Annotated in this window: 10 protein-coding genes; 5 read left to right on the top strand and 5 right to left on the bottom strand. The window is 62.9% G+C overall.

Annotated elements, in window-relative coordinates:
• Window positions 1-1,389: a TIGR03013 family XrtA/PEP-CTERM system glycosyltransferase gene (locus H4W01_RS14485; protein WP_209611945.1), complete on the bottom strand. Its 1,389-nt coding sequence runs from the start codon at window positions 1,387-1,389 to the stop codon at window positions 1-3.
• Window positions 1,390-1,562: 173 nt separating this feature from the next.
• On the opposite strand from H4W01_RS14485, the gene H4W01_RS14480 reads away from it, so the two are divergent.
• Both H4W01_RS14480 and H4W01_RS14475 read left to right on the top strand, forming a co-directional pair.
• Window positions 1,563-2,627: a mannose-1-phosphate guanylyltransferase/mannose-6-phosphate isomerase gene (locus H4W01_RS14480; RefSeq protein WP_209611943.1), complete on the top strand. Its 1,065-nt coding sequence runs from the start codon at window positions 1,563-1,565 to the stop codon at window positions 2,625-2,627.
• Window positions 2,628-2,646: 19 nt separating this feature from the next.
• On the top strand, window positions 2,647-3,126 hold the full coding sequence (locus H4W01_RS14475; protein ID WP_209611941.1) for a GNAT family N-acetyltransferase: 480 nt from the start codon (window positions 2,647-2,649) through the stop codon (window positions 3,124-3,126).
• Here the strand turns inward: H4W01_RS14475 and pepF are convergent.
• Window positions 3,123-4,988, bottom strand: coding sequence for an oligoendopeptidase F (pepF, locus tag H4W01_RS14470; protein WP_209611938.1), 1,866 nt, complete (start codon window positions 4,986-4,988; stop codon window positions 3,123-3,125). The genes H4W01_RS14475 and pepF overlap by 4 nt on opposite strands.
• Window positions 4,989-5,057: 69 nt before the next feature.
• On the bottom strand, window positions 5,058-7,925 hold the full coding sequence (locus H4W01_RS14465) for a TonB-dependent receptor (protein ID WP_209611936.1): 2,868 nt from the start codon (window positions 7,923-7,925) through the stop codon (window positions 5,058-5,060).
• Between the two features lie 187 nt (window positions 7,926-8,112).
• On the opposite strand from H4W01_RS14465, the gene H4W01_RS14460 reads away from it, so the two are divergent.
• Window positions 8,113-8,637: a hypothetical protein gene (locus H4W01_RS14460; protein ID WP_010404459.1), complete on the top strand. Its 525-nt coding sequence runs from the start codon at window positions 8,113-8,115 to the stop codon at window positions 8,635-8,637.
• 169 nt (window positions 8,638-8,806) lie between these two features.
• Here H4W01_RS14460 and groL read toward each other — a convergent pair whose 3' ends face one another.
• On the bottom strand, window positions 8,807-10,453 hold the full coding sequence (groL, locus tag H4W01_RS14455; protein WP_010404458.1) for a chaperonin GroEL: 1,647 nt from the start codon (window positions 10,451-10,453) through the stop codon (window positions 8,807-8,809).
• Between the two features lie 71 nt (window positions 10,454-10,524).
• Window positions 10,525-10,812 carry a co-chaperone GroES gene (gene groES, locus H4W01_RS14450; protein WP_010404457.1) on the bottom strand — a complete coding sequence of 96 codons (288 nt, stop codon included), beginning with the start codon at window positions 10,810-10,812 and terminating at the stop codon, window positions 10,525-10,527.
• A 212-nt stretch (window positions 10,813-11,024) separates the two neighbouring features.
• Here groES and sppA point away from each other — a divergent pair, with 212 nt between their 5' ends.
• Both sppA and H4W01_RS14440 read left to right on the top strand, forming a co-directional pair.
• Complete coding sequence (gene sppA / locus H4W01_RS14445) at window positions 11,025-12,902, top strand: signal peptide peptidase SppA (protein ID WP_209611934.1); 1,878 nt, start codon at window positions 11,025-11,027, stop codon at window positions 12,900-12,902.
• Window positions 12,899-13,483 carry a GNAT family N-acetyltransferase gene (locus tag H4W01_RS14440; protein ID WP_209611933.1) on the top strand — a complete coding sequence of 195 codons (585 nt, stop codon included), beginning with the start codon at window positions 12,899-12,901 and terminating at the stop codon, window positions 13,481-13,483. The genes sppA and H4W01_RS14440 overlap by 4 nt, the downstream gene beginning before the upstream one ends.
• The last annotated feature ends 36 nt before the right edge of the window (window positions 13,484-13,519 follow it).

Genomic DNA, 13,519 nt, shown 5'->3' with positions numbered 1-13,519 from the left:
TCAGCGCGCGCCTTCCGGCCACAAGACCACGCGCACCGTTTGCAGCAGGATCAACAGGTCGAGAAACGGTGAATAGTTCTTGGCATAATAGAGATCATATTCGAGCTTCTGCCGCGAATCCTCGATCGACGCGCCGTAAGGATAGTTGATTTGCGCCCAGCCGGTGATGCCCGGCTTCACCATGTGCCGCTCGGCATAATACGGGATTTGCTGTTCGAGATCCTCGACAAATTGCGGTCGTTCGGGGCGCGGCCCGACAAAACTCATCTCGCCTTTCAGCACCGACCAGGTCTGTGGCAGCTCATCGATGCGGAGCTTGCGGATGATACGGCCAATGCGCGTGATCCGGGGATCGTCTTTCTCGGCCCACACCGCTTGGCCCGCGACCTCGGCATCCTGTCGCATCGAGCGCAATTTCACGCAGTCGAACCCGACGCTGTACAGGCCGACGCGGCGTTGACGATAGAAAGCGGGGCCCTTGCTCTCGATCTTGATCGCGATCGCGGTGATGAGAATCAGCGGGAGCGTCAACGTCAGCAACAGCAGGCTGGCGACGATATCAAAGATCCGCTTGAACATGCTGGAGAGCATCCGCCCCGACGAAAAACCGTCCGAAAAGATCAGCCAGCTCGGATTGACGCTTTGCAAGTCGACCCTGCCGGTTTCGCGTTCCAGGAAGGTCGAGATTTCGTTGACGTGCACGCCCGTCGTCTTGATCCGCAGCAGATCCTTCAGCGGCAGGGCGTTGCGGCGCTCCTCGAGCGCCAGCACCACTTCACTCGCGTTGAGCAGCACGACATGGTCGGCAAGGTTATAGATCGCATCGCGTGCGATCGCCTCGGGGATGACCCGCGCAGGCTCGCTCATCGAAACATAGCCGACCACCGCGAAGCCAGCGCCGGGGGCTTGTGCCAAAGCCTTCAGCCGTGCCGCCCGCGCGCCCGCGCCGAGCACGACCACGCGCCGCTTAAAAACCTGTCCACCCAGCGTCTTGCCCAGCAATATGCGTAACGCGATCAAAAGGATCGCCGCCACACCCATGCCGTAGAGCAGGTTAGACCGCCAAAAGGTGGCGGCGGGCACGATGAAATAGATAACGCTGAGGAAGATGACGCCGAGCGAAATGGCGACCAGCAGCCGCGCCGTTGCATAGCGCAGTGATTGCAGCGCCCCCGCTCCATATACGCCCACCGCGATCATCGCCATTTCCAGCGATCCGGCGAAGGTCAGCAATTGCGGAATCCGCATATGCATCGGCGTCAGCGGCAGCGCGACCTGGCGCATCCGCATCGAATATCCGAGCTCCCCCGCCACGACCAGCAGGACGAGATCGAACAGCCCCAGCAAGAGCACCGCGTTGGGAATATAATGTTTGAACAGCCTGATCATTGATGCCGTACCTCGTCCGCCTTCCCGATAGCGGTGTAAACAAATCCGACAGGGGCAAGCTGCTGTCGCAGAAATTGGCAAAGAAAGGTTGAACAGAATGGATCGAGGCTGATCCAAGGCAGTTACCAACCGCTGGAAAGCCCGCTAGGGCGATTCCATCAGGAGGACCCAATATGCCGCAGACCATACCGATCGTGCCCGTCATACTCTCCGGCGGATCGGGAACGCGACTTTGGCCTATGTCTACGCCTGGCATGCCCAAACAGATGCTTTCGTTGACCGACGATGCGACCATGCTGCAACTGACGGCGCGGCGTGCGCAGGGCGCGCGTTTCACTGCGCCGATTGTCGTCGCCAATGAGCGTCACGCCGATATGGTCGAAGCACAGCTTGATGCTGTCGATGCGACGGCGAAGGCTTTGATTCTGGAGCCCGTCGGCCGCAACACTGCGCCGGCCATCGCGCTTGCGGCGATTGCTGCGGGCAGCGGGGCTGCCCCGCTTCTGGTGATGCCATCCGATCATGTCATTGCGGATGTCGCGGCCTTTCACGCCGCAATCTACACGGCGTTGCCGTTGGTCGAAGACGGGTGGCTCGTCACGTTCGGAATCGATCCGACTGCCCCAGAAACCGGATATGGATGGATTCGTCTTGGCGAGGAAATTTCCGGGGGAGTCCACCGCGTCGCCAAATTCGTCGAAAAGCCACCGCTCGATGTTGCCGAAGCGATGCTCGCGGCAGGCAATCATGCCTGGAACGGCGGCATCTTTCTGTTTCGGGCGGATGCCTATCTCGCGGGTCTCGCCGTTCACGCCCCGGAAATTCTCGCGGCCTCGCAGCGGGCGATGGATGGCGCGCGCGTGGAGGGTAGCCGCCTTTATCCGGACTCCGCTTCCTTCGCGGCAGCCCCGTCGGACTCGATCGACTATGCTGTGATGGAAAAGGCCGACCGGGTCGCGGTTGTACCCGTGTCGATGGGCTGGAGCGACCTTGGCAGTTGGGATGCGCTGCACGAGATCAGTGATCGCGATCAGGATGGCAACGTCCACGCCAGCCGCGAAGGTGGCGAAGTGATCGCGATCGACACGGCAAATTGCCTGGTGCGCAGCGATGGTGCCCGCATCGCGATGGTCGGGGTGCAGGATTTGATCGTCGTCGCCAGCGGCAAGGATATCCTGATTCTGCCGCGTGGCCGCAGCCAGGAAGTCAAAGCGCTGATAGAGGCGATGAAGCGCTGAGCCGGCCGGGGGGCATGGGATGGATGGTTTGACAGTTCACGGTTATCGCGACGATCTGGCGCAGGCCTTCCACGACATCAACGCGCAGTGGATTTCCGCCATGTACCGGCTCGAGCCGACCGACCGTGACGTGCTGGAGAACCCGCGGGCGCGGATCATTGACCGCGGCGGGGACATTCTGTTCGTCGAAGCGGCCGGGCTGGGCATTGTCGGGGCCTGCGCGCTGCAGAAGACTGGTGAGGGGCAGTTCGAGCTCACCAAGATGGGCGTGCTCGAATCCGCGCGCGGTCGCAAGGCAGGGGAGTTTCTGCTGCACGCCGTCATCGCGCGCGCCCGTGCGCTGGGGGCGGAGCGACTCTATTTGCTGAGCAACAGCAAGAGTGCCGCTGCCATCCACCTCTACGAAAAGCTCGGGTTCGTCCATGATACGGGGATCATGGACGAATTCGGCGCGCGCTACGAACGATGCAACGTCGCGATGCTGTACCCGCTGGATTAGCCGATCAAAGCCTCGGCCTGATCGAGCGTTTCCTTGAAGGTCGCGATGACTGCGCGATAGGGGGCGGGGCTGGCCATATCGAGACCGGCGCGTTGAAGAATCTCGGTCGGATAGGCCGACCCGCCCGCCTTCAGCACGGTCAGATAGGTGTCGCGCTCCTTTGCCCCACCGGTCAGGATGGCGTGCGCGAAATAGGAGGCCGCCGAGATGCAAGTGGCATATTGGTAAACGTAGAAGCTGTTGTAGAAATGCGGGATATAGGCCCATTCGACGGCATAAGCCGGGTCGATGGTCACCTTCGGCCCGTGATAGCGCTTGAGCAGATCGAGATAGAGCGCCGTGAAGCGCTCGCCCGATAGGCCTTCGCCGGCTTCTGCCTTGTCATGCACGGCGAGTTCGAATTCGGCGAACATCGTCTGGCGGAAGAAGGTGCCGCGGATGCTCTCCAATTGCTGGCCGAGGTAGAACAGTTTCTCCTGCTTGGTCTTGGCCTTCGCCACCATATAGGCAGCGAGCAGCATTTCGTTGCAGGTCGAGGCGATCTCCGCGAGGAAAATCGGGTAATCCGATTTCTCATAGACTTGCGTCTTGTTCGACAGCAGCGAGTGCATCGCATGGCCCCATTCGTGCGCGAAGGTGGTCATGCCCTCATAGTTTTCGCCCAGGTTGAGCAGCAGATAGGGGTGCACGTCATAGGCACCGGGGTTCATATACGCCCCCGATTTCTTGCCCGGGCGGGGCAGGGGATCCATCCATTTCTTCGCGGAGGCGGTGCCGAGGAGCGCGACATAATCGGGCCCGAGCGGCTGGACCGCCTCCAGCACGGTCGTGCGCATTTCGGGGATGGTGACCTTGCGGTCGAGCGACACCAACGGCGGGTAGATATCGTAATAGGCCATGTCGGGCAGGCCGAGCAGCTTCCGCCGCAGTTCGAAATAGCGATGCAGTTGCGGCAAGCCAGCGTTCGCCTCGGTCACCAGCGTGCGATACACACCTTCGGGGATGTTGTTGCCCGATAACGATGCCGCGAGCGCGGTTGGGTATTTGCGCGCCTTGGCGCGGTAGATGTCGGCTTTGACATGGCTGAGATAGGCGGCCCCGAGTGAACTCTGGAAATGCCCATATTCGCCCCAAAAGGTGTCGAACACCGCCTTGCGATCGGCGCGCGCCGGCGCGTCGCGGTTCAAGGTATAGGCCTGGTCGTCGAGGCGAACCTTTTTGCCGGTCGACAGTGTGATCGTCGGCCAGGGAATGTCCGATCCGACGAGCTGCTCGCGGATCGTGCCCGGTCCGGAAAGCGGTGCCCCCGCGCCTGCAAGCAGGATTTCCCCCTCGGGGGACAGCGTGTGCGGGGCCTGCCGCAGCGTGTCGGCTAGAAAGAAATCGAACCGCGTCGCGAGAGTCCGGTTTTCCGCGATGAAACCGTCGATTTTGGCTTTGCCGAGCGTCAGGATCTCGGGTGCCATCCACGAAGTCGCTTCGCCAAAGGCGGTGAACAGATCGCCGACCAAAGCGAGCTTTTCCTGATTGGCGGAAATGCGCAGATCAGCATCGCTCTTCAGCCCGGCATAGGTATAGACGCGCGCCGCCTCCCGCGCGAGCTCCGACTGCGCCACCAAAGCGGCGGCGAGCACCTCCGCGCTGGTGCCGAGCTTCCCCTTATAGCTGGCCAGACCTGGGATCTTGGCGAGTACGCCCTTGCGCGCCGCGTCCCATGCGGCATCGTCGGGATAGATTTCCGAGATGTCCCATTGCGCCGCGTCGGCCGGGGCAGACCGATCCTGCGCCCATGCGGGCAAAGCCGTTGCGAGCGTGGCGAAGGCGGTCGCGGCGAGAGCGTCGCGGCGGGTGAGGTCGGTCATGGCGGTTGTTCCCCTGGCAGGCGTGTTGGTGCCATCCTGTCGCACCGCGCCTGCCAAGGGAAGGGGCGTTCAGAACGCCAGTTGCACGCCGATGCGGAAGGTCTGGCGGTAATGCTCGTTCTCGATCAGCTGAGTCTTAACCGCCTGATACCGCCGCCAGGGCGAGTCGAGCAGATTGCTGACTTCGGCGAACAGCGTGTATTGCTTGACCGGCGAATAGGCGATCCGGGCGTCGAGCGAATTGTTCTCGGCGGTATATTGGTCGGTCGCCGCCGATCCGCCCAGCGTGTCGAGATAGGCCGACCGGTAGGTGTAGGCCAAACGGCCGGTGAGGCCATATTTCTCGTAGAACAGCTGCGCGGTGCCGGTGTATTTCGATTGCAGGAAGTTCGGCACATTGCCCGCGCGATTGGGCACGCCGGTGGCCGAGCCGTCGGTATAGGTGAAGTTGCCCGACACCCCGAACCCCGACAGCGGGCCCGGCAGGAACAGCAATTGCGCCTGCAGGTTCGCTTCGACGCCGTAAAGCTTGGCGCTGCGCGCATTGATCGGTTGGGTGACCAGCGCATTGGTCAGGACGGTGCCGCCAAAGGTGCCCGATTGTGTCTGGCCGGCCGTGAAAATCGGATCGTCGAGATGCTTATAGAAAGCGGCGACCGACAGGATGCCCTGGCCTTTCAGATAATATTCGGCCGAAAAATCACCCGCCACCGCCTTGTATGGCTTCAAATTGGGGTTGCCTAGCGTCACCGTGTTTCCGACCGGGTCGAGGTTTTGATACGGCGCGAGGTCGGCATAGTTCGGGCGACCGATCGCGGTCGTTGCGGCGGCGCGCAGAACCAGTCGGTCGGTTGCGTCGAAGCGGACGTTCAGATCGGGGAAGACATCGGTATATTTCTTGGTGTTGGTGACATTGAACCCCTGCGTCGCGGTCGAGGCGGCAGTGAAGGACTTGCCACTGTAGCGCCCATCGGTATGTTCGACGCGGACGCCCGGAATAAGCGTAAAGGCCCCGAGCTTGGCGGTGGCCATCACATAGCCGGCATAGACCTTTTCGCTGAGATCGTAATCGTTGATCAGCGAGTTGGCGAGGCTGGCGGCGGCGTCCAGCGTGCGGGCACCGGGGTTGGTCACGGTATAATAGGTCTGTGCAAGATCGTAGTTGATGCGCGGACCGAACAGGTAGCGACCATTATAGACCGAGCTGCCGTCATCATAGGCGGCACCAGTGCTGGCGAGCGTGCTTCCCGACAGATTATATTGCTGGAAATCGCGATTGTTGGTCTTGTCGGTCTGCTGATATTTGCCACCGACCTTGAGCGTGAAAGCGTCGCCCGTTCCGAGCGGTACCGTCAGATCGACGCGGCCCTGGTAGAGGTTTTCGGCAGCGCGGCGGCGATCGTAATTGACGCGGTAGCCCGAATAAAGCGCCGCATTATACGGTGTGCCATTGGCGGTGTTGACCTTGAACAGCGTGTCGCTGAGGTCGAGCGATAGACCCGTTAGCCCCGTGCTGCCGGTGCGGAACGAGAATTCGGAACGCAGCGGATCTTTCTTCAGCGCCTTGCTGTACGTCCCCTCGACCTGCAATTCGGCGGTGCCGAAGTGGAAGTTGCCGCCAAGTTCGCCGGTGAAGGTCGAATCGTCCTCATTGCGCAGGCGCAGGAAGCGCGTGCCGCGTCCGCTGAAGGTGCCGCCATTGGCGATGTTGGCATTGGCGTTGGTGGCGTTGGTGACGGCGGTATTATACGCCGCGATTTGCGCCGGGGTGGCGGTCGCCGAAGGTGGCGTCGGCGGTGCGACTACGGGGATTTCGATCCGCGACTGGTCGCGCGTTTCATGGTCCTTGAAGGTCGAATACAGCGTGCGCAGGTACAGGCTGACATCCGAGTTTGGCCGCCAGTCGAAATTGCCGACCAGGCCATAGCGCTCGCGCGTCAGGTTATAATCGCGCAGGCGGAAGTCGTCGGGGAGCGCCTTGCTCGATCCTGGATAATCGCTGCGCCAGTTGGAGGAGCCTTGCAGGTTTTCGGACTCGATCGGGCGCTTCGAATAATTGCCCGACAGCACAACGCCGAAGGTCTTGTCCGCGCCCAAGCGCGTGCCGACGGTCAGATCCCCTTCATAGGGGCTGCGACCATTGAGGTTGCTATAGCCATTGGCGATGCGTGCGTTGGCGAAGGCTCCCTTGCGATCAAAGGCAGTGAGCGTGTCGATGTCGACCTGGCCGGCAATGGCGTTGGCGTCGCGATCGGCGGTGAGCGACTTCACCACCGTGACCGAGCCGATCAGCGAGGACGGGATATCGTCGAGCTTGACCTGACGGCCTTCGGGTTCGGGGGCGGGTGCCGTCTGGCCGTTGATGGTGACGTTGGCGAGGTTGGGGTTGGCGCCGCGGATGATGACGTAGCGGCCTTCGCCCTGGTCGTTGGCGACCGAGATACCGGGCAGACGGCGCACCGCTTCCGCCACGTTCTGGTCGGGCAGTTTGCCGACATCGTTGGCGTTGAGCGTGTCCTGAATGAAGTTGGAGGACCGCTTTGCCTGCAACGCGCGACGCTCTGCCGCGCGCTGGCCGGTCACCACGATTTCGCCGCCGCTGGTTTCGCTGACTGGCGCGTCGAGCTTGAACACCACGACTTGCGGGCTGTCGCTCGACTGCGCGCTGCGCGTGGTGGTGGGATAGCCGACATAGGTGAAGCTCAGCTGGACCGTGCCTGCAGGCACATCGCGCAGAACGAACATGCCATCGGAATCGGCGACGGCGGTGCGCCCGCCAGCGGTGACGGTTGCGCCGGGCAGCGAGGCGCCGCTCGTCGGGTCGACCACGCGGCCCGCAATATCCGCTGCAAAGGCGGGCAGTGCGGTGGAAGTGAGCAATGCGGCGCACAAGGCTGCCTTGGACGCAAAAGATTGCGCCCGGACGCGTCCGAACATGATGATTTCCCCCAACGGCTATAGGTTGGGATTCCCCAACCTCGAAGTTTCGGGACCGCTACGCTGCTTTCATGACGGGTTCGTGACGACCGCCGCGATCTCGCCGGTGTCCGCGCCGTGCAGCGCGGGAACAAAAGGATGCGCACGGGAGTCGTGGCGCTGATACAACAGGCAGGGATTTTTGAGAATGCGCCGGATCCATACCCCTATCATCATCGCTTCGATCGCGATGGTGCTGACGCCGATGGCGCTGCAGGCCGCCGGGCCGCAGGATGACAGCGTCGGCAAGGCCGTCACGCAGCCGCTGCGCGACGTGCGCATCACCGACAAGAAAATTCCGCCCATCCTGCAATTGGCGGCGTCCGCACCCTATTCCTCGGTCAATACGCGCTCCTGTGCAGCGATTGCAGGCGAAGTGCGCAGACTCAACGCCGCTTTGGGCACCGACGTCGATGCGCCGGGTCAGCCCAAGGGCGAAGGGTCGGCGCTTGCCGCCGTTGCGGCGCGCACCGCCGTCAACACGCTGATCCCAGGCTTGGGTATCGTGCGTGTCATCACCGGGGCGGACAAACAACAGCGCCGGGTGGAAGCGGCGGTCTATGCCGGATCGACGCGGCGCGCCTATCTCAAAGGCATCGGCCTGGCGCGCGGCTGCAAGGCACCCGCCGCGCCGACCGCTGCCGCAGTCGCGGATCGGCCGGAGCTGCAGTGATGTTTCCCGCAGACTGACAGAGCAAGGCACAAAAAAGGGCCGGGGTTCGCACCCCGGCCCTTTCTTTTGCTCCAGCCTGGGCTGGGAGGTTTGGATCGGCCCCGGCAAAGCCGTGGCCGTCTGTCCTCGGGCGAGTCCGTGGCCAGCAGGACCACGGCCGCCCTTCGGATCAGAAGTCCATACCGCCCATGCCGCCCATGCCGCCGCCGCCGCCCATCGGCATGGCGGGCTTGTCTTCCGGCAGCTCGGACACGGCGGCTTCCGTCGTGATGAGCAGGCCAGCGACCGAGGCCGCATTCTGCAGCGCGGTGCGCACGACCTTGGTCGGGTCAATCACGCCGGCCGCAACCAGGTTCTCATAGGTGTCGGTGGCCGCGTTGAAGCCCATCGTCACGTCGTTGCCGTCGAGCAGCTTGCCCGAGACGACGGCGCCGTCATGGCCGGCATTGCTGGCGATCTGGCGCACCAGAGCGGTCAGCGACTTGCGGACGATGTCGATGCCGCGGGTCTGGTCTTCGTTCGCGCCGGTGAGGCCTTCGATCGCCTTGGTCGCGTACAGCAGAGCCGTGCCGCCGCCGGGGACGATGCCTTCTTCAACGGCTGCGCGGGTTGCGTGCAGCGCGTCGTCGACGCGGTCCTTGCGCTCCTTGACTTCGACTTCCGACGAACCGCCGACCTTGATGACAGCAACGCCGCCAGCAAGCTTGGCGAGACGCTCCTGCAGCTTTTCCTTGTCGTAATCCGACGTGGTGTGCTCGATCTGCTGACGGATTGCATCGGTGCGGCCCTTGATCGCGTCATGGTCACCAGCGCCATCGACGATGACGGTGTTGTCCTTGTCGATCGTGACGCGCTTGGCGGTGCCTAGCATGCCGATCGTGACGCTCTCGAGCTTGATGCCGAGGTCTTCCGAGATCATCTCGCCCTTGGTCAGGATCGCGATGTCTTCGAGCATCGCCTTGCGACGATCGCCGAAGCCCGGTGCCTTGACCGCTGCAACCTTGAGGCCGCCGCGCAGCTTGTTGACGACGAGCGTGGCGAGAGCCTCGCCCTCAATGTCTTCCGCGATGATCAGCAGCGGACGGCCCGACTGAACGACGGCTTCCAGGATCGGGAGCATCGCCTGCAGGTTCGACAGCTTCTTTTCGTGGATCAGGATGTACGGATCGCTGAGTTCGACCGACATCTTCTCGGGGTTGGTGATGAAGTAAGGCGAGAGGTAGCCGCGGTCGAACTGCATGCCTTCGACGACGTCGAGCTCGAATTCGAGACCCTTGGCTTCCTCGACGGTGATGACGCCTTCCTTGCCGACCTTCTCCATCGCTTCCGCGATCTTCTCGCCGACTTCACGGTCGCCGTTTGCGGAGATGATGCCGACCTGGGCGACTTCATGCGAACCCGAGACGGGCTTGGAGCGCGCCTGGAGATCCTTGACCACTTCGATCACCGCGAGGTCGATGCCGCGCTTGAGGTCCATCGGGTTCATGCCGGCCGCAACCGACTTCATGCCTTCGCGGACGATCGCCTGCGCCAGAACGGTCGCGGTGGTCGTGCCGTCGCCAGCGACGTCGTTGGTCTTGGAGGCGACTTCGCGCAGCATCTGCGCGCCCATGTTCTCGAACTTGTCCTTGAGTTCGATTTCCTTGGCGACGGTGACGCCGTCCTTGGTGATGCGCGGTGCGCCATAGCTCTTGTCGATCACGACGTTGCGGCCCTTTGGCCCCAGCGTGACCTTCACGGCGTCGGCGAGGATGTCCACGCCGCGCAGAATGCGCTCGCGTGCGTCACGCGAAAATTTTACGTCCTTGGCTGCCATGGTGGCTACCCTTTCAAAAATGATGGAACGTTGGAAAAAATCAAAGGTCGATCAGGCCGAAATCGGCAGGATCAGCCGACGATCCCGAGGATGTCGCTTTCCTTCATGATCAACAGGTCTTCACCGTTGATCTTGACTTCGGTGCCCGACCACTTGCCGAACAGGATCTTGTCGCCAGCCTTGACTTCGAGCGGGTGGATTTCACCGGCTTCGTTGCGGGCACCGGTGCCGACCGAAACGACTTCGCCTTCCTGCGGCTTTTCCTTGGCGGTTTCCGGGATGATGATCCCGCCTGCCGTCTTCTCTTCTGCCTCTACCCGGCGGACGAGGACGCGGTCATGCAATGGACGAAAGGTCATGCGTGAAGTCCCTTATATATTGAACAGCTGTTAGCACTCGCACGGAGTGAGTGCCAGCACGGCGCATATGATGTCGCGACCTGGCATCGTCAACCGGTCGCCATCGGGATTGGCCTACAAAAATATGCGTGTTGGTCGTGCAACACGCATTTACTCGACGGACGCCTTGCCCTAGCCAAGGGCGGTATTTCCGCCAAATAGGGAGCGGCCAAGTGAAACTCGTACGGGGCGCGTGGAAGATTCTCGTCGGGATCAAGGACGGTCTCGTTCTGATCGCGATGCTGCTGTTCTTTGGCTTGCTGTTCGGTGCGCTGGCGGCGCGGCCGGGCAAGACCACGATCGGGGACGGCGCGCTGCTGCTCAAACTTGACGGCGCGATCGTCGAGCAGCCGGCCGAGGCCGATCCGTTTGCCAGCCTGGGCGGTGGCCGCACGCCGCATCAATTCCGCCTGCGCGATGTCGTGCGCAGCCTGGATGCGGCGGGCAAGGACAGCCGCGTCAAGGCGGTGGTGCTCGATCTCGACGCGTTCGGCGGCGGCTATCCCGCCGCGCTCAACGAAGTCGCCGACGCCATCCGCCGCGTGCGCGACGGCGGCAAGCCGGTGCTCGCTTATGCCACCGCGTATACCGATAGCGGTTACCGCCTCGCCGCCAATGCCAGCGAAGTGTGGATGAGCCCGATGGGCGGCACGCTGTTCATGGGGCCGGGCGGCAGCCAGCTTTATTATAAGGGGCTGATCGACAAGCTCGGCATCAACGCGCACGTCTACCGCGTTGGCAAATACAAGTCGTTCGTCGAGCCCTATACCCGCACCGAAGCCTCGCCCGAGGCCAAGGAAGAAGTGGTCAAGCTGTATCAGGTGCTGTTCGCCAATTGGCAGGAAGCCGTGGCCAAGGCACGCCCCAAGGCGAAGGTGACCCCGTTCCTGACGACGCCGGGCGCGGTCATCACCGCCGCCAAGGGCAATATCGCGCAGGCCAATCTTGATGCGGGCATCGTTGACAAACTCGGCAGTCACCTCGATTTCGGCAAGCGCGTCGCCGAACTGGCGGGCGCGGAGTCGGACAAGGCACCGGGCACCTTCAAGACGATCAAATATGACGCCTATGTCGCCGCCAACCCGCTGCCGACCGGCGGTGCCAAGATCGGCGTGCTGACGATCGCCGGCGACATTATCGATGGCAAATCGAAGAGCGGCAGTGTCGGCTCCGATACGGTGTCCAAGGCATTGCTCGATGCGCTTGCCAAGAAGGACCTGAAGGCACTGGTCGTGCGCGTCGATTCGCCCGGCGGCTCGGCGCTGGCGTCCGAAGACATGCGGCGCGCGATCCTCGAGGCCAAGGCGCAGAAGCTGCCGATCGTCGTCTCGATGGGTTCGCTGGCGGCGTCGGGCGGCTATTGGGTGTCGACGGCGGGTGACGTAATCTTCGCCGAGCCGACCACCATCACCGGCTCGATCGGCATCTTCGGCATTATCCCGACCTTTGAGAATACGCTGAAGAAGATCGGCCTCACCACCGATGGTGTGCGCACCACCCCGCTGTCCGGGCAGCCGGACATTTATGGCGGCACCAATGCCGAGACCGATGCGATCTTCCAGGCGGGGATCGAGAATGGCTATCAGCAATTCATCACGCGCGTGGCGAATGCGCGCAAGCTGACACCGGCGCGTGTCGATGAGATCGGGCAGGGGCGCGTCTGGGATGGCGGCACCGCGCATCAGGTCGGGCTGGTCGATCGCTTTGGCGGGTTGCAGGATGCGATCGTCGAAGCGGCCAAGCGCGCCGGGTTGAAGCCCGAGGACGTCCATGCCGAATATCTGGAAAAAAAGCCGAGCGCGTTCATGCGCCTGATTTCGCAGATCCTCGATTCGAACAAGGATGACGATGCCTCGGCCGGCGATGCCTTCACGCGGATGGCGACCGAGCGGCGCGCGGTGTTCGCGCGTGCGCTGGGCGATGTGAAGCGGATCGGCACCGGGGCGGCGATCCAGGCAAGGTGCCTGGAATGCGACGGGCTGGGCGGTGCGCAGCCGCAACCAGGCGACGCCACCTTGCTCACCCTCGTGCTCGCGCGGTTCGGCCTGTGAGCGTCGATCCAGCCCCGCGCCCGATCGCGGTTCGCCCGGCGACGCCCGCAGATGCCGCAGCGATTGCGGAGATCTATCGACCCTATGTCGAAGGCGGCACCGTCTCGTTTGAGCTGACCGCGCCCGATACCGCCACGATCGGGACGCGCATGGCGGCCTCGGGCGGCCTGTATCCGTGGCTGGTGGTGACCGAGGGGCCGGAGGGCCCGGTACGCGGCTACGCCTATGCCTCGGCCTTCCGCGATCGCCCGGCCTATCGCTACACCGTGGAAACCTCGGTTTATCTCGAGACCGGCACGCAGGGGCGCGGCAATGGGCGACATCTCTACGACGCCCTGATCGACACCTTGCGCGCGCAGGGTTTCACCCAGGCGCTCAGCGTGATTTCGCTGCCCAACGAGCATTCGATCCGGCTGCATGAATCGGTCGGCTTCCGCCGCGCCGGGGTGCTGCGCGAGGTTGGCTATAAGGAAGGCCGCTGGATCGATGTCGGCCTGTGGCAATGCGAACTCAACGACGCCACCTTGCCGCCGCTGGAGCCCAAGCCGTTCAGCGAGACCGGCATGGTGTGGAATTGGTGACGGGCTAAGCTTGATCGTCATGCCGGGCTTGTCCCG

The organism is Sphingomonas sp. PL20 (assembly GCF_017875905.1).
GTDB classification, from domain to species: Bacteria; Pseudomonadota; Alphaproteobacteria; order Sphingomonadales; family Sphingomonadaceae; genus Sphingomonas; species Sphingomonas echinoides.
This window is presented reverse-complemented; position numbering and strand designations above follow the sequence as displayed.